General features: G+C 59.4%; 19 protein-coding genes. 3 read left to right on the forward strand and 16 right to left on the reverse strand.

The features are described from left to right. Nucleotides 1-127: 127 nt before the first annotated feature. From nuoF to LVD08_RS15960, 15 genes are all read right to left on the reverse strand, one after another. Nucleotides 128-1,483 (reverse strand): NADH-quinone oxidoreductase subunit NuoF, encoded by a 1,356-nt coding sequence (gene nuoF / locus LVD08_RS15895; RefSeq protein ID WP_041073222.1) that lies wholly within the window; start codon nt 1,481-1,483, stop codon nt 128-130. Beyond that, complete coding sequence (nuoE, locus tag LVD08_RS15900) at nt 1,480-1,977, reverse strand: NADH-quinone oxidoreductase subunit NuoE (protein ID WP_003223804.1); 498 nt, start codon at nt 1,975-1,977, stop codon at nt 1,480-1,482. Before nuoE ends, nuoF begins: the two co-directional genes overlap by 4 nt. A 2-nt stretch (nt 1,978-1,979) precedes the next feature. Then, a complete protein-coding gene (gene nuoC, locus LVD08_RS15905; RefSeq protein WP_247268612.1) occupies nt 1,980-3,764 on the reverse strand; it encodes an NADH-quinone oxidoreductase subunit C/D in 1,785 nt (594 codons plus the stop codon). A 69-nt stretch (nt 3,765-3,833) separates the two neighbouring features. Continuing rightward, on the reverse strand, nt 3,834-4,508 hold the full coding sequence (locus tag LVD08_RS15910) for a NuoB/complex I 20 kDa subunit family protein (protein ID WP_003223809.1): 675 nt from the start codon (nt 4,506-4,508) through the stop codon (nt 3,834-3,836). A 10-nt stretch (nt 4,509-4,518) separates the two neighbouring features. After that, entirely contained in the window at nt 4,519-4,932 is a 414-nt protein-coding gene (locus tag LVD08_RS15915) for an NADH-quinone oxidoreductase subunit A (protein ID WP_003223812.1), read from the reverse strand. A 645-nt stretch (nt 4,933-5,577) separates the two neighbouring features. Then, the gene (gene aceA / locus LVD08_RS15920) at nt 5,578-6,903 is read right to left on the reverse strand and encodes an isocitrate lyase (protein WP_003223815.1); all 1,326 of its coding nucleotides are present in this window, start codon (nt 6,901-6,903) and stop codon (nt 5,578-5,580) included. Between the two features lie 473 nt (nt 6,904-7,376). Next, the gene (locus LVD08_RS15925) at nt 7,377-8,138 is read right to left on the reverse strand and encodes a secretin N-terminal domain-containing protein (protein ID WP_247268613.1); all 762 of its coding nucleotides are present in this window, start codon (nt 8,136-8,138) and stop codon (nt 7,377-7,379) included. Between the two features lie 262 nt (nt 8,139-8,400). Further along, nucleotides 8,401-8,826, reverse strand: coding sequence for a GNAT family N-acetyltransferase (locus LVD08_RS15930; protein WP_003223818.1), 426 nt, complete (start codon nt 8,824-8,826; stop codon nt 8,401-8,403). Further along, nucleotides 8,819-9,991 carry a ribosomal protein uL16 3-hydroxylase gene (locus LVD08_RS15935; RefSeq protein ID WP_003223820.1) on the reverse strand — a complete coding sequence of 391 codons (1,173 nt, stop codon included), beginning with the start codon at nt 9,989-9,991 and terminating at the stop codon, nt 8,819-8,821. Before LVD08_RS15935 ends, LVD08_RS15930 begins: the two co-directional genes overlap by 8 nt. An 86-nt stretch (nt 9,992-10,077) precedes the next feature. After that, the gene (purB, locus tag LVD08_RS15940; RefSeq protein WP_027614666.1) at nt 10,078-11,448 is read right to left on the reverse strand and encodes an adenylosuccinate lyase; all 1,371 of its coding nucleotides are present in this window, start codon (nt 11,446-11,448) and stop codon (nt 10,078-10,080) included. Nucleotides 11,449-11,575: 127 nt separating this feature from the next. Next, a complete protein-coding gene (hflD, locus tag LVD08_RS15945) occupies nt 11,576-12,199 on the reverse strand; it encodes a high frequency lysogenization protein HflD (protein WP_003223824.1) in 624 nt (207 codons plus the stop codon). After that, complete coding sequence (gene mnmA, locus LVD08_RS15950; RefSeq protein ID WP_027614667.1) at nt 12,196-13,320, reverse strand: tRNA 2-thiouridine(34) synthase MnmA; 1,125 nt, start codon at nt 13,318-13,320, stop codon at nt 12,196-12,198. The genes hflD and mnmA overlap by 4 nt, the downstream gene beginning before the upstream one ends. A gap of 59 nt (nt 13,321-13,379) precedes the next feature. Further along, nucleotides 13,380-13,826, reverse strand: a complete 447-nt coding sequence (locus LVD08_RS15955) for an NUDIX hydrolase (RefSeq protein ID WP_007964846.1) — start codon at nt 13,824-13,826, stop codon at nt 13,380-13,382. A gap of 69 nt (nt 13,827-13,895) precedes the next feature. Further along, nucleotides 13,896-14,015 carry a hypothetical protein gene (locus LVD08_RS28280; RefSeq protein ID WP_139054570.1) on the reverse strand — a complete coding sequence of 40 codons (120 nt, stop codon included), beginning with the start codon at nt 14,013-14,015 and terminating at the stop codon, nt 13,896-13,898. A 7-nt stretch (nt 14,016-14,022) separates the two neighbouring features. Beyond that, a complete protein-coding gene (locus LVD08_RS15960) occupies nt 14,023-16,248 on the reverse strand; it encodes an NADP-dependent isocitrate dehydrogenase (protein ID WP_007964845.1) in 2,226 nt (741 codons plus the stop codon). A 481-nt stretch (nt 16,249-16,729) separates the two neighbouring features. On the opposite strand from LVD08_RS15960, the gene icd reads away from it, so the two are divergent. Beyond that, nucleotides 16,730-17,986 carry an NADP-dependent isocitrate dehydrogenase gene (gene icd, locus LVD08_RS15965; RefSeq protein WP_003223831.1) on the forward strand — a complete coding sequence of 419 codons (1,257 nt, stop codon included), beginning with the start codon at nt 16,730-16,732 and terminating at the stop codon, nt 17,984-17,986. A 61-nt stretch (nt 17,987-18,047) separates the two neighbouring features. Here the strand turns inward: icd and LVD08_RS15970 are convergent, their stop codons facing one another. Further along, nucleotides 18,048-18,329, reverse strand: a complete 282-nt coding sequence (locus LVD08_RS15970) for a cold shock domain-containing protein (RefSeq protein WP_247268614.1) — start codon at nt 18,327-18,329, stop codon at nt 18,048-18,050. Between the two features lie 224 nt (nt 18,330-18,553). On the opposite strand from LVD08_RS15970, the gene clpS reads away from it, so the two are divergent. Next, nucleotides 18,554-18,937 carry an ATP-dependent Clp protease adapter ClpS gene (gene clpS / locus LVD08_RS15975; protein ID WP_027614670.1) on the forward strand — a complete coding sequence of 128 codons (384 nt, stop codon included), beginning with the start codon at nt 18,554-18,556 and terminating at the stop codon, nt 18,935-18,937. Between the two features lie 30 nt (nt 18,938-18,967). Beyond that, complete coding sequence (clpA, locus tag LVD08_RS15980; RefSeq protein ID WP_097088113.1) at nt 18,968-21,238, forward strand: ATP-dependent Clp protease ATP-binding subunit ClpA; 2,271 nt, start codon at nt 18,968-18,970, stop codon at nt 21,236-21,238. The last annotated feature ends 519 nt before the right edge of the window (nt 21,239-21,757 follow it).

The following is a 21,757-nucleotide window of genomic DNA, read 5'->3' on the forward strand; positions in this document are numbered from 1 at the left end:
GTCTTCGTTGGCCCGGTGTCAGCGGGCGTGGCTAATGGAATCTTGTTATCCGTCCGAATCCAGTCAGCCCCGAAAGGCGTCATCGGACGAAAGGCGAAGGGCACGGACCCTTCGCCTTTTTAAGCGTTTACGCGCCGATTACGATCGGCCTTGCCAGAGGCGGGACGGCGGCGCTTGCAGGCGCGATACCGGCTTCGAACTCTGGACGGAAGTATTTGATGGCACTGCCCAGCGGCTCCACGGCACCCGGTGCGTGAGCACAGAAGGTCTTGCCTGGGCCGAGGAAGCCGACCAGACCCAGCAGGGTCTCGATGTCGCCTGGCTGACCGCGGCCTTCTTCGATAGCCATCAAGAGCTTGACGCTCCATGGCAGGCCATCACGGCACGGGGTGCAGAAACCGCAGGATTCGCGAGCGAAGAACTGCTCCATGTTGCGCAGCAGGGAAACCATGTTGACGCTGTCGTCCACCGCCATCGCCAGGCCGGTACCCATCCGGGTGCCCACTTTGGCGATGCCGCCGGCGTACATCTGTGCGTCGAGGTGTTCCGGCAACAGGAAACCGGTACCGGCGCCACCTGGCTGCCAGGCCTTGAGCTTGTAACCGTCGCGCATGCCGCCGGCGTAGTCTTCGAACAGCTCGCGACCGGTGACGCCGAATGGCAGTTCCCACAGGCCCGGATTCTTGACCTTGCCGGAGAAGCCCATGAGCTTGGTGCCCATGTCTTCGCTGCCTTCGCGGGCCAACGATTTGTACCAGTCAACGCCGTCGGCAATGATCGCCGGCACGTTGCACAGGGTTTCGACGTTGTTCACGCAGGTCGGCTTGCCCCACACGCCGACGGCGGCAGGGAAGGGCGGCTTGGAGCGCGGGTTGGCGCGGCGGCCTTCGAGGGAGTTGATCAGTGCGGTTTCTTCACCGCAGATGTAACGCCCGGCGCCGGTGTGGACGAACAGTTCGAAATCGAAACCGCTGCCCAGAATGTTTTTACCCAGCAGGCCTGCAGCCTTGGCTTCTTCCACGGCACGATTCAAGTGCTTGGCGGCGGTGGTGTACTCGCCACGCAGGAAGATGTAGCCACGGTAGGTTTTCAGTGCGCGGGCACTGATCAGCATGCCTTCGATCAGCAGATGGGGCAGTTGCTCCATCAGCATGCGGTCTTTCCAGGTGTTCGGCTCCATCTCGTCCGCGTTGCACAGCAGGTAGCGGATGTTGATGGATTCGTCCTTGGGCATCAGGCCCCACTTCACGCCAGTGGGGAAGCCTGCACCGCCGCGGCCTTTGAGGCCGGCGTCTTTCACGGTCTGGACGATGTCGTCCTGAGCCATGTCGGCGAAGGCCTTGCGCGCAGCGGCGTAACCGTTCTTGGCCTGGTATTCGTCGAGCCACACGGCTTCGCCGTCGTCACGCAGACGCCAGGTCAGCGGGTGAGTCTCGGCCGAACGCTTGATGCGGTTGGCAGGACCGAAAGATGTCAGGGTCATACGTAGCCCTCGAGCAGTTTGGCCACGCCGGCAGGCTGCACGTCGCCAAAGGTGTCGTCGTCGATCATCAGCGCCGGTGCCTTGTCGCAGTTGCCGAGGCAGCAGACAGGCAGCAGGGTGAAACGACCGTCGGCGGTGGTCTGACCCAGGCCGATGCCCAGATTGTTCTGGATTTCGCTGACCACCGACTCGTGGCCACCGATGTAGCAGACCATGCTGTCGCAGACGCGAATGATGTGACGGCCGACCGGCTGACGGAAGATCTGGCTGTAGAACGTCGCCACGCCTTCAACGTCGCTGGCCGGGATGCCGAGGATCTCGCCGATTGCGTACAGGGCGCCATCCGGCACCCAGCCGCGTTCCTTCTGAACGATCTTCAGGGCTTCGATCGACGCCGCGCGCGGGTCTTCGTAGTGATGCAGCTCGTGCTCGATGGCCGAGCGCTCGGTTTCACTCAAGGTGAAACGGTCTGTCTGGATAAGCGTGCTGTTCATGCTTAGCGGTCCACGTCGGCCATAACGAAGTCGATACTACCCAGGTACGCAATCAAGTCCGCGACCATGCTGCCTTTGATCACCGAAGGGATCTGTTGCAGGTGCGGGAAGCTCGGAGTACGGATCCGGGTACGGTAGCTCATGGTGCCGCCGTCGCTCGTCAGGTAATAACTGTTGATGCCCTTGGTCGCTTCGATCATCTGGAAGGATTCGTTGGCCGGCATGACCGGGCCCCACGAAACCTGCAGGAAGTGCGTAATCAGGGTTTCGATGTGCTGCAGCGTGCGCTCTTTCGGCGGCGGCGTGGTCAGCGGGTGATCCGCCTTGTACGGGCCTTCCGGCATGTTGCGCATGCACTGGTCGATGATCTTGATGCTCTGGCGCATCTCCTCGACGCGGACCATGCAGCGATCGTAGGCATCGCCGTTGGTGGCCAGCGGTACTTCGAATTCGAAGTTCTCGTAGCCGGAGTATGGACGCGCTTTACGCAGGTCGAAGTCGCAACCGGTCGAACGCAGGCCGGCACCGGTGACGCCCCATTCCAGGGCCTCTTTGGTGTTGTACTGGGCGACGCCGATGGTCCGACCTTTGAGGATGCTGTTCTGCAGGGCCGCCTTGGTGTACTCGTCGAGGCGTTTTGGCAGCCATTCAACGAAGTCTTTCACCAGTTTGTCCCAGCCGCGCGGCAGGTCGTGGGCGACGCCACCGATGCGGTACCAGGCCGGGTGCAGACGGAAACCGGTGATGGCTTCGATCACTGTGTACGCCTTCTGGCGGTCGGTGAAGGTGAAGAACACCGGGGTCATGGCGCCGACGTCCTGGATGTAGGTACCCAGGAACAGCAGGTGGCTGGTGATCCGGAAGAACTCGGCCATCATGATGCGGATGACGTCGACCTTCTCCGGCACCTTGATGCCGGCCAGCTTTTCGACCGAGAGCACGTACGGCAGGTTGTTCATCACGCCGCCGAGGTAGTCGATACGGTCGGTGTACGGGATGAAGCTGTGCCAGGACTGACGCTCGGCCATCTTCTCGGCACCACGGTGGTGGTAACCGATGTCTGGTACGCAGTCGACGATCTCTTCGCCATCGAGTTGCAGAATGATGCGGAACGCACCGTGCGCCGAAGGGTGGTTCGGGCCCAGGTTGAGGAACATGTAGTCCTCGTTAGCCCCGGAACGCTTCATGCCCCAGTCTTCAGGACGGAAGCGCGCGGCTTCTTCCTCAAGCTGTTGCTTGGCGAGGTTGAGGCTGAACGGATCGAATTCGGTGGCGCGCGCCGGGAAATCCTTGCGCAGCGGGTGACCTTCCCAGGTCGGCGGCATCATGATGCGCGACAGGTGCGGGTGGCCTTTGAAGTCGATGCCGTACATGTCCCAGACTTCACGCTCGTACCAGTTGGCGTTTGGCCAGATGCTGGTGACGGTCGGCAAGCTCAGGTCGCTTTCGGACAAGGCGACTTTGATCATCACGTCACTATTACGCTCAAGCGACATGAGGTGATAGAACACGGTGAAGTCGGCGCCCGATGGCAGCCCTTGACGCTTGGTGCGCAGGCGCTCGTCCACGCCGTGCAGGTCATAGAGCATGACGTACGGCTTGGGCAGGTTGCGCAGGAAGGTCAGGACTTCGACGAGTCTGGCGCGCGCCACCCACAGCACCGGCATGCCGGTGCGGGTCGACTGAGCGGTGAACGCTTCGGCGCCAAAACGGTTGTTCAATTCGACGACCACATCCTGGTCGTCTGCCTTATAAGGCGGGATGTACAGAGCGCTGCCTGTAGTCATGGTTATTTTTTCGCTTTCGGTCAACGTAAAGAATGAAGCCAGCTTCTCGTTTCTTTGAAACAGACTGGATCAGACTTCGTCAGGGCTGCGCAGATTGGTGACTGCGATTCGCTGTTCGCGGCGCTGTTCCTTTTGCGAAGGCATGTCGGCGCGATAAACGCCTTGGTCGCCAACGACCCAGGAAAGCGGACGACGCTCCTGTCCAATCGATTCCTGCAACAGCATCAAGCCTTGCAGGAATGCTTCTGGACGAGGCGGGCAGCCAGGTACGTAGACGTCCACGGGCAGGAACTTGTCCACCCCTTGAACCACGGAGTAGATGTCGTACATGCCACCGGAGTTGGCGCACGAACCCATGGAGATAACCCACTTAGGCTCGAGCATCTGCTCGTAGAGACGCTGAATGATCGGCGCCATCTTGATGAAGCAGGTACCGGCGATAACCATGAAGTCGGCCTGACGCGGTGATGCCCGGATAACTTCGGCGCCAAAGCGCGCGATGTCGTGGGGCGCCGTGAAGGCGGTGGTCATTTCCACGTAGCAGCACGAAAGGCCGAAGTTGTACGGCCACAGGGAGTTTTTACGCCCCCAGTTGACCGCGCCACTCAGCACGTCTTCGAGCTTGCCCATGAAAATGTTTTTGTGAACTTGATCCTCTAACGGATCGGAAACGGTTTCCCGTTCGCCGATCGGATACTGCTCGTTAGGAGCATCGGGGTCGATTCTGGTGAGATTGTATTGCATTGCCAAAGCCTCATTGTTTCAGCTTCGCCTGCCGCTTGCGACGAGCTTCCGGAGCCCAGTCAAGGGCGCCCACTCGGAACAGGTAGACAAGACCTGCCAACAGAATTGCTATGAAAACGAGAGCTTCGACGAATCCGGTCCAGCCGCTTTCGCGGACGGACACAGACCATGCAAAGAGAAAGAGGGCTTCGATATCGAAGATCACGAACAGCATCGCGACCAGATAGAATTTGGCTGAGAGCCGCAAACGGGCGCCACCTGTAGGTAGCATGCCGGACTCGAACGGTTCGTTTTTGCTGCGGCCCCAGGCTTTTGACCCGAGGAGGCTGGAGACGCCAAGCATGAAGGCACACAGGCCGACGACACCCAGAAGGAAAATGGCAAAGCCCCAGTTGTGGGCCATGAGTCCTGTCGCTTCGGGCATGCTGGTAATCCTTAACAGAGAGCAAAGGTCTCTGAGCTTGATAAAGAAATAGGCAGTGACGATATGTCGCAGCAATCAATCGCGCTGATTTTATGGCTAAACACCCGGCAAGTAAAATTCCTATAGCGAAATTATTTATTGGAATAAGGACATAGCGTACCTCCAATGCCCTGCAGCCCATGCGTTGCGGGCATTAGCCGGGTTTATGCAAATAATGTTTTGTAGGGAATGTAACGAACATAGTTGCAGCTAAATGATAATTGATATCGTTTGGAGTGGTTTTGTAACTGTTTAGCGGTGCAGTAAACAGAAAGTTGTCTTATATGCCCGTTACTGCAAGTAGCGGTGGCGCCCGTTTTAGCTGATTTTTCTGACCTGAGTACTGGTCTGGATCAATGTTTTGTCGCACGGCCGGCGCTGAACCTTTGGGAGCGGGCTTGCTCGCGAATGCGGTGGGTCAGTCGCGCATGTGCAGGCTGACACTACGCTTTCGCGAGCAAGCCCGCTCCCACAAGGGGGGGCTGTGGTGTTTGGGGAATCAACGCGCAAAAAAAAACGCCCCGAACCAGTCGGGGCGTCAGTTTTGCGGCTTTGCGGTTAGCTTTCTATACGATCCGCAAAGGCCGTTTGCTCAGCGAAGCCGAATCAGTGGAACTGTTCTTCTTCGGTCGAACCGGTCAGCGCGGTCACCGAGGACGAGCCACCCTGAATCACGGTGGTCATGTCGTCGAAGTAGCCGGTGCCCACTTCCTGCTGGTGAGCCACGAAGGTGTAACCCTTGGCGGCGTCAGCGAATTCCTGCTCCTGCAGCTTCACGTAGGCAGTCATGTCGTTGCGGGCGTAGTCGTGCGCCAGGTTGAACATGCTGTGCCACATGTTGTGAATGCCGGCCAGGGTGATGAACTGGTGCTTGTAGCCCATGGCGGACAGTTCGCGCTGGAACTTGGCGATGGTCGCGTCGTCCAGGTTTTTCTTCCAGTTGAAGGAAGGCGAGCAGTTGTACGACAGCAGTTGATCCGGGTATTCCTTCTTGATCGCTTCAGCGAAGCGACGGGCTTCTTCCAGATCCGGTTTGGCGGTTTCGCACCAGATCAGGTCGGCGTACGGTGCGTAGGCCAGGCCACGGGCGATGGCTTGATCCAGGCCGGCACGAACCTTGTAGAAACCTTCCTGAGTACGCTCGCCAGTCACGAACGGCTGGTCGTACGGATCGCAGTCCGAAGTCAGCAGGTCAGCCGCGTTGGCGTCGGTACGCGCCAGGATGATGGTCGGCGTGCCGGCAACGTCAGCCGCCAGACGAGCAGCGGTCAGCTTCTGTACCGCTTCCTGAGTTGGAACCAGGACCTTGCCGCCCATGTGGCCGCATTTTTTCACGGAAGCCAGTTGGTCTTCGAAGTGCACGCCGGCGGCGCCAGCTTCGATCATGCTCTTCATCAGCTCGTAGGCGTTCAGTACGCCGCCGAAACCGGCTTCAGCGTCAGCCACGATTGGCGCGAAGTAGTCGATGTAGCCTTCGTCGCCCGGGTTCTTGCCGGCCTTCCACTGGATCTGGTCAGCACGACGGAACGAGTTGTTGATGCGCTTGACCACGGTTGGCACCGAGTCCACCGGGTACAGCGACTGGTCCGGGTACATGGATTCTGCGGAGTTGTTGTCCGCAGCCACCTGCCAGCCCGACAGGTAGATCGCCTGGATACCGGCCTTGACCTGCTGAACAGCCTGGCCGCCGGTCAGGGCGCCCATGCAGTTGACGAAATCTTTCTCTGGGCGGAAGGACGGCTTGGCACCCTGGGTCACCAGGTTCCACAGCTTCTCGGCACCCATTTTCGCAAAGGTGTGCTCAGGTTGAACCGAGCCACGCAGACGGACGACGTCAGCAGCGGAATAAGTGCGAGTCACGCCTTTCCAGCGCGGGTTTTCAGCCCAGTCTTTTTCGAGGGCTGCAATTTGCTGTTCGCGTGTCAGTGCCATGGAGATAAACCTCGTCGCGTCTTTATGAAAAGTTGTTCTGCGGTGGAAAATTCCTGCGCTCGCTGACCAGAAGCTTAGGTGGTCAAGTCGGATTCGGCGGGGGAGGCGACGGGATGAACGATGGGCTCGAGGGGAAGTGAGCAGGTAGTGGCGGACTGCGGGCGCATTCGGGCGTCGTGGGCCTTTATACGGACTACAGCGTGAAGCCGGGTTACCTAATTACGCTTCCGTCCCTCGGGACAACTTCGTTCCAGTCGGCAACCTCGTCAAACACACCTTGTGGGCGGTACAGACACGAAGCGGTTCGCGGGGTAGGTGCGAACGTCGCTTCGAAGGCCCTTGCCAGGGCCTCTGATTAGCGGGAGCGAGGCCATCATGCCTTCGCTTTTTTGGCTCGTCAAACGTTTTGTAGTGCTTTTTTTCAAGCACTACATCTTTCGTCTAATACGACTAATCAGTCAGTTTTCGGTGCTTTAGTCCAGGGCGTCGACTTTGACCCGTAAAGTCATGTCATCCCGGCCTTGAGTCGAGTAGCTGCGGGTCAGGCCCTGTTTGTCTGCCTGAGTCTGGCGATTTACGCCGGCGAGGGTGATCCATTCGCCCAGGCGTCCGCTGACCGTTGTGTCGGTACTTTGCACGTTCACTACATCGGCGCGTTCCTGGCTCATGCGGTCACGGTTGGTACTGATTGCCAGGTGAACGATGTCGCCGGTGACGCTGGCGGTGACGTAGAAGCCTTGAGTGACGTTGCGGTATTGGGTCTGGCTACTGTAGTCGCCGTAGGAGTTGGTCTGGCTGCTGGTGATCGGCACACTTTGGCCGACCTGAATCAGCGCCGGCATGCCGTCGGTGGCCTGTACTTGCTGCACGCCGCCGTCACGGCTGGCGGTGCTGCGGCTGATAATGCGGGTCTGATTCGGCTGCGCGCCGTTGACCGAGTAGCCTTCATCGCCGCGACCGTTGTTTTCATTGGTATCAACCGTGATCAACAGGCGTTTGGGCGCAGTATCGAGCTGGGTAATCAGCGCCTTGAGTTCCTGAATCTTGTCCGGCTCGGCCTTGATGATCAGTTGATTGCCATAGGCGCTGACCTGACCGTCCTTGCCGATAAAGTCTTGCGCCATCGGCAGCATGTCGGCGCTGGTGCGGTAGTTGAGGGGCACGATTTCTGTGGCTGCCATCACCGAAAAACTGCAACCGAGCAGCAGGGTGGTGAGCAGGGTGCGTAGGGACATGTCCGTTATCTCCGCTTTCGAAAGGCTTGATATTGCCAGTTTGTCGGCCCGGGGTGGGGCAAGTTGAATCGTAGACAGCAAAACGCCCCGGCATCTGAAGATGGCGGGGCGTTTTGAGGGTGCTCACATACCGCTTTTTGTGGCGAGGGAGCTTGCTCCCGCTGGGCTGCGCAGCAGACCCCAAATTTTCAGGGCCGCTTCGCGCCCCAGCGGGAGCAAGCTCCCTCGCCACAGGGTTTCACAGGTATGGGATCTCTGTTGGTCAAGCCGAATGCCGAACCATATCGACGTGCGGAATCCCCGCTTCAAGGAATTCCTCGCTGACCAGACTGAAGCCCAGGCGCTCATAGAACGCCGTGGCCTGTACCTGGGCGCTGAGCATCTGCTGCTGCAGGCCGCGGGCTTCGGCTTCGGCGATGACCGCTTGCATCAGCGCGTCGCCCACCTTCATCCCGCGCCAGTCCTTCAGTACCGAAACCCGGCCAATGTGCCCGTCGGGCAGCAGGCGGGCGGTGCCGATCGGAAAGTCGCCTTCGAACGCCAGAAAATGCACGGCGGTCGCGTCATCGGCGTCCCATTCAAGCTCGGGTGGCACCGATTGTTCGGCGATGAACACCGTTTCACGAATGCGCCGGATCTCGGCGTTGTCCTTTTGCCAGTCTGCGACACGTACGCGAATCTTATTCATCGGCAAATCCCAGGCTGCCTTGTTTGACCAGTTCGCACAGCAGGCCGCGACCGTCTTCGTCGTTGAGCCACTCGCCGAGGTTGTCGACATGCAGCGCATCGGCAGCGCAGATCATCTTCAGCAGCTCGCGCAGCTTGCCCGGCAGGTAACGGCTCTGGCCGCTGGCGAACAGCAGCAGATCGTCATCGACTTCCGACCAGGCCAGGCGCGCGCTCGGGTTGCGGATCAGCACGGCGCCGTCTTGCAGGGCGTTGAGGAAGTCGTCTTCTTCAACGTCTTCCGGGCCGACCACCAGTTCCGGGTAGCGCGGCTCGGTCATGTACTGGCCGAACCAGGTCAGCAGCAGGCGCTCGTCGCTCATGTGCTCGGCGAGCAGGCTTTTCAGGCGACCGAGTGCATCGTGCTGGATCTGATGCGGATCATCGCTGACCGGTTTCGCATCGGCGTCGGTGTAGCGTTCTTCGTCAGTCAGGAACTGGCTGAGGAAGTCGGTGAAGTGGGTCAGTACTTCCGAGGCGCTCGGGGCGCGGAAGCCGACCGAGTAGGTCATGCAGTTGTCCACGGCGACACCGCAGTGGGCCAGGCGCGGCGGCAGGTAGAGCATGTCGCCCGGTTCCAGCACCCATTCTTCGGTCTCGTGGAATTCGGCGAGGATGCGCAGATCCGCGTGTTGCAGCAGCGGACTTTCGGAGTCGCACATCTGGCCGATCTTCCAGTTGCGCTGGCCATGACCTTGCAGCAGGAACACGTCGTAGTTGTCGAAGTGCGGGCCAACGCTGCCACCCGGGGCGGCGAAGCTGATCATCACGTCATCGACGCGCCAGCTCGGCAGGAAGCGGAAGTTTTCCAGCAGCTCGCTGACTTCCGGGACGAATTGATCAACGGCCTGAACGAGCAGGGTCCACTCTTTTTCCGGCAGCTTGCTGAATTCGTCTTCGGCGAACGGGCCGCGACGCAGCTCCCACGGACGCTCGCCGTGCTCGATCACCAGGCGCGACTCGACCTCTTCTTCCAGGGCCAGGCCGGCCAGTTCGTCGGCGTCGATCGGGCTTTCGAAGTCAGGGATGGCCTGACGGATCAGCAGCGGCTTTTTCTGCCAGTAATCGCGCATGAATTCGCGCGCCGTGAGACCGCCCAGAAGTTGAAGAGGAGTATCAGGATTCATGTGTAACCTATTGAAAAAAAGCATTTTTCAGACGGGAATAAAAACGCCCGGCGCGGCCGGGCGTCTCAAACGGGTCAAGCGGTGAATCAGATGCGTTTGGCTTGCGCTACAGCGTTACCGATGTAGTTGGCCGGGGTCAGCTGTTTCAGCTCGGCTTTCGCTTCGGCTGGCATGTCCAGGCCGTCGATGAAAGTCTGCAGCGCTTCCGGGCTGATGCCCTTGCCGCGGGTCAGTTCTTTGAGCTTTTCGTACGGGTTTTCGATGTTGTAGCGGCGCATCACGGTCTGGATCGGCTCGGCCAATACTTCCCAGCAAGCGTCCAGATCGGCAGCGATCTTGTCAGCGTTCAGCTCAAGCTTGCTGATGCCTTTGAGGCTGGCTTCGTAGGCGATCACGCTGTGAGCGAAGCCCACACCGAGGTTGCGCAGTACGGTGGAGTCGGTCAGGTCGCGCTGCCAGCGGGAGATCGGCAGTTTGCTCGCCAGGTGCTGGAACAGTGCATTGGCGATGCCCAGGTTGCCTTCGGAGTTTTCGAAGTCGATCGGGTTGACCTTGTGCGGCATGGTCGACGAACCGATTTCGCCAGCGATGGTGCGCTGTTTGAAATAACCCAGGGAAATGTAGCCCCAGATGTCACGGTCGAAGTCGATCAGGATGGTGTTGAAGCGCGCGATCGCGTCGAACAGCTCGGCGATGTAGTCATGCGGTTCGATCTGCGTGGTGTACGGGTTGAAGCCCAGGCCCAGTTCGTCTTCGATGAAGGCGCGGGCGTTGGCTTCCCAGTCGATCTGCGGGTAGGCCGACAGGTGCGCGTTGTAGTTGCCTACGGCGCCGTTGATCTTGCCCAGCAGCGGAACGGCAGCGACTTGAGCGATCTGACGCTCGAGACGGTAAACCACGTTCGCCAGCTCTTTACCCAGAGTAGTCGGGGAGGCCGGTTGACCGTGGGTGCGCGACAGCATCGGCACGTCGGCGAAGCGGATCGCCAGTTCACGGATCGCGTTGGCAGTCTGGCGCATCAGCGGCAGCATCACGTCGTCACGGCCTTCGCGCAGCATCAGGGCGTGGGACAGGTTGTTGATGTCTTCACTGGTGCAGGCAAAGTGGATGAACTCGCTGACCTTGGCCAGCTCCGGCAGCTTGGCCGCCTGCTCCTTGAGCAGGTATTCGATCGCCTTGACGTCGTGGTTGGTGGTGCGCTCGATCTCTTTGACGCGCTCAGCGTGCTCCAGCGAGAAGTTTTCAGCCAGTTCATTGAGAACGGCGTTGGCCTCGGCGGAGAAGGCTGGCACTTCCGGGATACCGGCGTGGGCGGCCAGGCGCTGGAGCCAGCGCACTTCAACCAGGACGCGGGCACGGATCAGGCCGTACTCGCTGAAAATCGGGCGCAGGGCCTGGGTTTTGCCGGCGTAGCGGCCGTCAACAGGGGAAACCGCAGTGAGCGAAGAGAGCTGCATGGGGTGTTCTCGGACAGTCGGGCAACGAAATGGGGCGCGTATCATACATGAAAAAATCCGCCGGTCCGTTGCCAACTGACCGGCGTATTACGCGCTACAGACTACAAAACTTTTATTGCGCGACGATTTACTCGCTGCGCATCAACGGATACAGCTCTTTGAGCAGCTTGCGCCGACTGATCACCAACTGCCAGCGGTGGCCGCCGAGCTGCCGCCACAGGCGTGCCGAGCGGATGCCGGCCAGCAGCAGGGCGCGGATCTTCGAAGCGTTGCTCGGTTGCTGCAGGTTGCGCATGTCGCCATGCACCTGAATCCGCTGGCGCAGGGTGCTCAGAGTGTCCTGATACAGCGCACCACAGGCGGCGATCACGTTTTCGTGGGCCGGGCCGAAGTGCTCGACCTGCGACTGGATCTGCGGCAGGCGTTTGCCAATGGTGTCGAGCATGTCGTCACGTTTGGCCAGTTGTCGTTCCAGACCGAGCATCGACAGGGCATAGCGCAGCGGTTCGCGTTGCAGGGTGCTCGGGTCGCGCTCGAGGGCGCCGATCAATGCCCGATAGCCCTCGCGCAGATTGAGGTCGTCGCCGCCGTACACGTCCAGTGTGTCCTTCGGGTCGCGTACCAGCAGGCTGCCGAGCATGCAGCTCAGGCCGGCCTCGCTGGTCTGGCCGGTCTTGGCGATGCGGTCGACCAGCACCGCGGCGAGAAACACCCCGCCGAGTGCCGTCAGTTGCTCCTGAGTCGGGCTCATGCCTGGCCGCTCCACGGCTCGGCAACTTCGATCACGCCGCCACCGAGGCAGATTTCACCGTCATAGAACACCACGGACTGACCCGGGGTTACCGCGCGTTGCGGTTCGTCGAACACGGCGCGGTAGCCGTTTTCGGTTTTTTCCAGGGTGCAAGCCTGATCGCTCTGGCGATAACGCACTTTGGCGGTCAGGCGCAGCGGCTGGCTCAGGTCGATCGGATTGACCCAGTAGATTTCCGAAGCGAGCAGCGCGCTGGAGAACAGCCACGGATGGTTGTTGCCTTGGCCGACGATCAGCTCGTTGGTGTCCAGATCCTTGCGCAGCACGTACCACGGCTCGTCGCCCGCGTCTTTCAGGCCGCCAATGCCCAGGCCCTGACGCTGACCGATGGTGTGGTACATCAAGCCGTGGTGACGGCCGATGACTTCGCCTTCGGTGGTTTTGATTTCGCCCGGTTGCGCCGGCAGGTATTGCTTGAGGAAATCGCTGAAACGTCGCTCGCCGATGAAGCAGATCCCGGTGGAATCCTTCTTCTTGGCGGTCGCCAGCTCGTATTTCTCGGCAATGGCGCGCACTTCGGGCTTTTCCAGTTCACCGACCGGGAACAGGGTCTTGGCGATCTGTTCGCCGCCGACAGCGTGCAGGAAGTAGCTCTGGTCCTTGTTCGGATCGAGGCCCTTGAGCAGTTCGGTACGACCATCGATGTCGCGACGGCGCACGTAGTGGCCGGTGGCGATCAGGTCGGCGCCAAGCATCATGGCGTAGTCGAGGAACGCCTTGAACTTGATCTCGCGGTTGCACAGGATGTCCGGATTCGGCGTGCGACCGGCCTTGTATTCGGCGAGGAAGTGCTCGAACACGTTGTCCCAGTACTCGGCGGCGAAGTTGGCGGTGTGCAGCTTGATGCCGATCTTGTCGCACACGGCCTGGGCATCCGCCAGGTCGTCCATGGCGGTGCAGTATTCCGTTCCGTCGTCTTCTTCCCAGTTCTTCATGAACAGGCCTTCCACCTCGTAACCCTGCTCGATCAGCAGGAGAGCGGAAACGGAAGAGTCCACGCCGCCGGACATGCCGACAATGACGCGCTTCTTGGATGTGTCAGAAGGGGCTGGATCACGCATAGGGATTCAATGAGTGTCTTGAAAAAGGACGCGATTCTAGCAGGCTCACGGCCTCAAGGCTAAAGAGAAGGGCGGATCAGTTCGAGACTGAAGTGATGACCGGCCAGATAGTCGTCGATGCAGCGGATGATCAGCTCGCTGCGCCAGTTGTCGCGCTGAGCGATTAATTCGCTACGGGTCAACCACTTGGCGCCGACGATGCCGTCGTCCAGTTGATAGTCGGGGTGGTGTTTCACTGCTTTGGCGCTGAAGCACACGCGTTGATACGTCACCCCGTTGCTCGGCGCGGTATACAGATAAATGCCGATCACCCCGGTGGGTTCGACGTCCCAGCCGGTTTCCTCAAGGGTTTCGCGGATGGCGGCGTCGATCAGGGTCTCGTTCGGGTCCAGATGACCGGCCGGCTGGTTGAGCACATTACGCCCGGCTTTGTGCTCTTCGACCATCAGGAAGCGGCCGTTGTCTTCGACGATGGTGGCAACGGTGATGTGGGGGAGCCATTCCATAGGGTGTCCTCAAATATTGAATTGAAACCTAATCCCTGTAGGAGTGAGCCTGCTCGCGATAGCGCAATGTCAGCCACCATAATCGTTGAATGGTATACCGCTATCGCGAGCAGGCTCACTCCTACAAGGGGCTTGTGTTGTATTCGGAAACAGAAACCCCGGCACTGGGCCGGGGCTTCTTTGCAGCATTACAACCTTAAACCAGCGCAGCAATCGCCGCGTTGAAGGTTGCGCTTGGGCGCATGGCCTTGCTGATCAGCTCGGCGTCGGCGTGGTAGTAACCGCCGATGTCCACTGGCTTGCCCTGCACGGCGTTGAGCTCGGCAACGATGGTGGCCTCGTTCTCGGTCAGGGTTTTGGCCAGGGTCGCGAACTGCGCTTGCAGTGCAGCGTCTTCGGTCTGGGCGGCCAGGGCCTGAGCCCAGTACAGCGCCAGGTAGAAGTGGCTGCCGCGGTTGTCGATGTTGCCGACCTTGCGCGATGGCGACTTGTTGTTGTCGAGGAACTGGCCGGTGGCCTGATCCAGGGTTTTCGACAGAACCAGCGCTTTCGGGTTGTTGTAGTTCACACCCAAATGCTCGAGGGACGCTGCCAGAGCCAGGAATTCGCCCAGCGAATCCCAGCGCAGGAAGTTCTCTTCGACCAGTTGCTGCACGTGCTTCGGCGCCGAACCGCCGGCGCCGGTTTCGAACAGGCCACCGCCGTTCATCAGCGGCACGATCGACAGCATCTTGGCGCTGGTGCCCAGTTCCATGATCGGGAACAGGTCAGTCAGGTAGTCGCGCAGGACGTTGCCGGTCACCGAAATGGTGTCCTTGCCTTCGCGGGTGCGCTGCAGGGTGTACTTCATGGCGTCGACTGGCGCCATGATCTGGATGTCCAGACCGCTGGTGTCGTGATCCTTCAGGTACGCCTGAACCTTCTCGATGACCACGCCGTCGTGGGCGCGCATCGGGTCCAGCCAGAAGATCGCCGGGGTGCTGCTGGCGCGAGCACGGTTGACGGCCAGTTTGACCCAGTCCTGAATCGGCGCGTCTTTGGTCTGGCACATGCGGAAGATGTCGCCGGCTTCAACAGCCTGTTCCATCAGCAGGTTGCCCTTGCTGTCGGTGACGCGAACCACGCCGTCAGCCTTGATCTGGAAAGTCTTGTCGTGCGAGCCGTACTCTTCGGCTTTCTTCGCCATCAGGCCAACGTTTGGCACGCTGCCCATGGTGGTCGGATCGAACGCGCCGTTGGCTTTGCAATCTTCGATCACGGCCTGGTAGATGGTTGCGTAGCAACGATCCGGGATCACTGCCTTGGTGTCGTGCAACTGACCGTCGGTACCCCACATTTTGCCGGAGTCACGGATCATCGCTGGCATCGAGGCGTCGACGATGACGTCGCTCGGCACGTGCAGGTTGGTGATGCCCTTGTCGGAGTTGACCATCGCCAGGGATGGGCGAGCAGCGTAGACCGCTGCGATGTCAGCTTCGATCTGTGCTTGCTGCTCGGCCGGCAGGGCCTTGATGCGCGCGTACAGGTCGCCGATGCCGTTGTTCAGGTTGAAGCCGATCTGGGCCAGCACGTCAGCGTGCTTGGTCAGGGCGTCTTTATAGAACTCGGCAACGATCTGGCCGAACATGATCGGGTCGGAGACCTTCATCATGGTCGCTTTCAGGTGCACCGAGAGCAGTACGCCTTGCGCCTTGGCGCTGTCGATTTCAGCGGCGATGAACGCGCGCAGGGCGTTTTTGCTCATCACGGCGCAGTCGAGGATTTCGCCGGCCTGAACGCTGGTTTTTTCTTTCAGGACGGTGGCGGTGCCGTCTTTGGCGATCAGCTCGATTTTCACAGCGTCAGCGGCGTCGATCAGGGCAGCTTTTTCGCTGCCGTAGAAATCGCCGGTGCTCATGTGAGCGACGTGGGATTTGGAGTCTTTGGCCCAGGCGCCCATTTTGTGCGGGTGCTTGCGAGCGTAGTTTTTTACCGACAGCGGAGCGCGGCGGTCGGAGTTGCCTTCACGCAGAACCGGGTTCACGGCGCTGCCCTTGACCTTGTCGTAACGCGCCTTGGCTTCTTTTTCGGCGTCGTTGGTCACGGTTTCCGGGTAGTCCGGCAGGTTGTAACCCTGGGCTTGCAGCTCTTTGATCGCCGCTTGCAGCTGAGGCACCGAAGCACTGATGTTCGGCAGCTTGATGATGTTGGCTTCAGGCGTAACGGCCAGGTCGCCCAGTTCGGCGAGGTGGTCGGCTACGGCTTTGTCGCCCAGTTGCTCGGGGAAGCTGGCCAGGATGCGTGCTGCAAGAGAGATATCGCGGGTTTCCACGGCGATATCGGCCGAGGCGGTGTAAGCCTCGATGATCGGCAGCAGGGAATAGGTGGCGAGGGCTGGGGCTTCGTCGGTGAAGGTATAGATGATCTTCGAGCGGGTGGGCATATTCGGATTAACTCTCTCTTCTTTGCTAAAGCGTGCGCAGAAACTCGAGGGGCGCCGGGTAAGCGCGTTCGTTCAAAGTCATCCATGAACCGAATGTCGAGATTCTTCGCGGTGATGTTGGGTGCATCAGTAGAGCGTCAAGCAGTCGGACTGCGGTAACAACCCGACCAATCAGGCGGAAAGTCTCGTGCTAGAGAGGCCAGCCGTCGTGACCCTTTGGTCAGCGGGCGGCATTATACATAGGTAGCTGGCAATCTGCCGATGGTTCATATGCAACGATTCTCGTCCATTGGTCTAAAGGTCGCAGGGGCGGGTGGGGCGTAGAGTCGCTGCGAATGCTTGAGTTCGGCGCTTTTCCCTTTGCTTTCAGGCTTGTACGAAACCAGATGTAGCCGCGCCGTGAACAGAGGGTTTGCGTGTTGATTTAACTGGGTTACGCTCGAACCAAGCCAGATGTTCAATCCAAACAATGGAGTTCAGCATGGGTTACAAGAAGATTCAGGTTCCAGCCGTCGGCGACAAAATCACCGTCAATGCAGACCATTCTCTCAATGTTCCTGATAACCCGATCATCCCCTTCATTGAAGGTGACGGCATTGGCGTCGACGTCAGCCCGGTGATGATCAAAGTGGTTGATGCTGCCGTGGCCAAGGCCTACGGGGGCAAGCGCAAGATTTCCTGGATGGAGGTTTACGCTGGCGAAAAAGCAACTCAGGTCTATGACCAGGACACCTGGCTGCCCCAGGAAACCCTGGACGCCGTTAAAGATTACGTGGTCTCCATCAAGGGCCCGCTGACCACCCCGGTCGGTGGTGGCATCCGCTCCCTCAATGTCGCCCTGCGCCAGCAACTCGACCTTTATGTCTGCCTGCGTCCCGTGGTGTGGTTCGAAGGTGTGCCAAGCCCGGTGAAAAAGCCTGGCGACGTCGACATGGTGATTTTCCGCGAGAACTCCGAAGACATTTATGCCGGTATCGAATGGAAGGCCGGCTCCCCTGAGGCCACCAAGGTCATCAAGTTTCTGAAAGAAGAAATGGGCGTCACCAAGATCCGTTTCGACCAGGATTGCGGGATCGGCATCAAGCCTGTTTCCAAGGAAGGCACCAAACGTCTGGTGCGCAAGGCCCTGCAATACGTGGTGGACAACGACCGCAAGTCGCTGACCATCGTGCACAAGGGCAACATCATGAAATTCACCGAAGGTGCCTTCAAGGACTGGGGTTACGAGGTGGCGAAGGAAGAATTCGGCGCCGAGCTGCTCGATGGCGGTCCATGGATGAAATTCAAGAACCCGAAAACCGGCCGTGAAGTCATCGTCAAGGACGCCATCGCCGACGCCATGCTTCAGCAGATCCTGCTGCGTCCAGCCGAGTACGACGTAATCGCCACCCTGAACCTCAACGGTGACTACCTCTCCGACGCCCTGGCGGCGGAAGTGGGCGGTATCGGTATCGCGCCGGGCGCCAACCTGTCCGACACCGTGGCCATGTTCGAGGCGACCCACGGTACCGCGCCGAAGTACGCCGGCAAGGACCAGGTCAACCCGGGCTCGGTGATTCTGTCGGCCGAGATGATGTTGCGTCATCTGGGCTGGACCGAAGCAGCTGACCTGATCATCAAGGGCACGAACGGCGCCATCAAGGCCAAGACTGTGACCTATGACTTCGAACGTCTGATGGAAGGCGCCACGCTGGTGTCTTCATCGGGCTTCGGTGAGGCGATCATCAAGCACATGTAAATCGTGCAGGTACAAAAAAACCGCCTTCGGGCGGTTTTTTCATGACCGGGTGACGGTTGAGTCAGCCTGATACCGTTTCTGTATGAGGGGCATGCATAGCCGTTTCGCCTGCCACGGTTGCCGCTTTGATCTTTACCGCGTGCAGGCCTTTGGGCCCTTGGACGATGTCGAAACTGACGATCTGCCCGGCCTTGAGAGTTTTATACCCGTCCATCTCAATGGCCGAGTAGTGGGCAAAGAAATCGACCACTTTGCCGTCCTCGTCACGTCCTTCCCGGGCATCGGTGTTGATGAAGCCGAATCCCTTGGCATTGTTGAACCACTTGACCTTGCCGACAGCCATGCTCAAATCCCTCTGCAACAGACTCCATCGCTGGAGTATCATCCAGGACATCCGCAATCTAATCCGTTAAAAGGATTGACTCCGCGGATCTTTTTTACCCACTGTGGGCTCTATTGGTTGTAACACCGTTTTCCCGATAGTCAAGGTGACCGGGCAGTCGGAGTTGAAAAGGTGTACAGCCGCCCCCACCACTGTATTTGCACAACTGACGAACCTTTCTTTCCATGCATGCAATCAGCCAGATTCGACTAACATTCAATCAGGATCGCCCGCTTCTCCAAAAGGATCATCCAGAGGAGCACGACGACGATTCGGCAGGCGTTGCTGTTCAGGAAGCAAAGCCTGCGTTACAGGCGCCGCCGATGTACAAGGTGGTTTTGTTCAACGATGACTACACACCGATGGATTTCGTCGTCGAAGTGCTCGAGGTGTTTTTTAACCTGAATCGCGAGCTGGCGACCAAGGTCATGCTGGCCGTTCACACAGAAGGACGGGCAGTATGTGGAGTGTTTACCCGCGACATCGCCGAGACAAAGGCCATGCAGGTCAACCAGTACGCCAGGGAAAGCCAGCATCCGCTACTCTGTGAAATCGAGAAGGACGGTTAATCGCCGACCACTTGGGTATGAGGTGAAGCTATGTTAAACCGCGAGCTCGAAGTCACCCTCAATCTTGCCTTCAAGGAGGCTCGTTCGAAGCGTCATGAATTCATGACCGTCGAACACCTGCTGCTGGCCCTATTGGACAATGAGGCTGCCGCCACCGTATTGCGTGCCTGCGGCGCAAACCTCGACAAACTCAAGCACGACCTGCAGGAGTTCATCGACTCCACCACGCCATTGATCCCCGTCCACGACGAAGATCGCGAAACCCAGCCAACCCTGGGCTTCCAGCGTGTACTGCAACGTGCTGTCTTCCATGTGCAGAGCTCGGGCAAACGCGAAGTAACCGGCGCCAACGTGCTGGTTGCAATCTTCAGTGAGCAAGAGAGTCAGGCCGTATTCCTGCTGAAACAGCAGAGCGTTGCGCGCATTGATGTCGTCAATTACATCGCCCACGGCATTTCCAAAGTGCCAGGGCACGGCGATCACTCTGAAGGTGAACAAGATATGCAGGACGACGAGGGCGGTGAGTCTTCTTCTTCAGGCAATCCGCTGGATGCTTATGCCAGCAATCTCAACGAACTCGCGCGCCAGGGCCGGATCGACCCGCTGGTCGGCCGCGAGATGGAAGTCGAGCGTGTCGCGCAGATTCTCGCGCGCCGGCGCAAGAACAATCCGTTGCTGGTCGGCGAGGCTGGCGTGGGTAAAACCGCGATTGCCGAAGGCCTGGCCAAGCGGATTGTCGACAACCAGGTGCCGGATCTACTGGCCAACAGCGTCGTCTATTCGCTCGACCTCGGCGCTCTGCTCGCAGGCACCAAGTATCGCGGTGATTTCGAGAAGCGCTTCAAGGCGCTACTCAATGAACTGAAAAAACGTCCGCAGGCGATCCTGTTCATCGACGAGATCCACACCATCATCGGTGCGGGCGCTGCGTCCGGTGGCGTAATGGATGCCTCGAACCTGCTCAAGCCGCTGCTGTCGTCTGGCGACATTCGCTGCATCGGCTCGACCACGTTCCAGGAATTTCGCGGCATCTTCGAGAAGGATCGTGCGCTGGCACGACGCTTCCAGAAGGTCGATGTCGTCGAACCGTCGGTGGAAGACACCATCGGTATCCTGCGCGGCCTGAAAGGGCGTTTCGAACAGCACCACAACATCGAATACAGCGATGAGTCGTTGCGCGCCGCTGCCGAGCTGGCATCGCGCTACATCAATGACCGGCATATGCCGGACAAGGCCATCGACGTGATCGACGAGGCAGGTGCCTATCAGCGCCTGCAACCGGTCGAGATGCGCGTCAAGCGCATCGAAGTGCCGCAGGTTGAAGACATTGTGGCGAAAATCGCGCGGATTCCGCCGAAACACGTCACCAGCTCCGACAAGGAACTGCTGCGTAACCTGGAGCGCGACCTGAAGCTGACGGTGTTTGGTCAGGATGCGGCGATCGATTCGCTGTCGACCGCGATCAAACTGTCCCGTGCCGGCCTTAAGTCGCCTGACAAGCCAGTCGGTTCGTTCCTGTTCGCCGGTCCCACCGGTGTCGGTAAAACCGAGGCCGCGCGGCAACTGGCCAAGGCGTTGGGTATCGAACTGGTGCGCTTCGACATGTCCGAGTACATGGAGCGCCACACCGTATCGCGTCTGATCGGTGCGCCTCCGGGCTATGTCGGCTTTGATCAGGGCGGTCTGTTGACCGAAGCGATCACCAAGCAGCCGCACTGTGTATTGCTGCTCGATGAAATCGAGAAGGCGCATCCGGAAGTCTTCAACCTGCTGCTGCAGGTGATGGACCACGGCACGCTCACCGACAACAACGGGCGCAAGGCGGATTTCCGCAATGTGATCGTGATCATGACCACCAACGCCGGTGCCGAAACCGCGGCGCGTGCTTCGATCGGTTTCACCCATCAGGACCACTCGTCTGATGCGATGGAAGTGATCAAGAAGAGCTTCACGCCGGAGTTCCGTAACCGTCTGGACACCATTATCCAGTTTGGTCGCCTCAGCCATGAGGTCATCAAAAGCGTGGTGGACAAGTTCCTTACCGAACTGCAGGCGCAGCTGGAAGACAAGCGTGTGTTGCTGGAGGTTACCGATGCGGCGCGCAGTTGGCTGGCGGCCGGTGGTTATGACTCGGCGATGGGCGCACGTCCGATGGCCCGTCTGATCCAGGACAAGATCAAGCGTCCGCTGGCGGAGGAGATTCTGTTTGGCGAGCTGGCCGAGCATGGCGGTGTGGTGCACATCGACATCAAGGATGGTGAGTTGACGTTTGACTTTGAGACTACGGCGGAGATGGCCTGACGGTTGTTGGTCTGTTGTAAAGCGAAAGGCGCCTTCGGGCGCCTTTTTTGTTGTCTTATGGTTTTGGTGTGTATATCCGTTGCTGCGGGTGTTGCTGATTAGGGTTCCGCCCTTACGGCGGGTCACTTTTTCCAGACGCCGAAAAAGTAACCAAAAAGGCTTTACCCTGACGTTCGGCCCTCGCCTAGGCTCGGGTTCCTTCGCTGCGGGATTCATCCGGGGGGCAGCGCCTACGGTTTGCTTCGCTGCACCTCCTCTCGCTGTGTTTGGCTGCGCCAAACGGTCGCTGCGCTCCCACCCCCGGACAAATCCCTCCACTCAGCCTGCCGACGGGCCCTCAGATCAAAATCAAAAGCGGTACTCGAGCTAACGCTCATCGTGTTGAGTGGGGCGGCTTCGCCGCAGGGTTGCACGCTCTCTGAATTGTAGGAGCCAGCCTGCTGGCGATGGCGGCCTGACAGCCGACCAATCTCTTGCTGATGCCCCCGGCCCAATTGTGGGAGCTGGCCTGCCAGCGAT

The sequence above is a fragment of the Pseudomonas sp. YL2 genome, from assembly GCF_023063025.1.
Classification (GTDB): Bacteria; Pseudomonadota; Gammaproteobacteria; order Pseudomonadales; family Pseudomonadaceae; genus Aquipseudomonas; species Aquipseudomonas putida_A.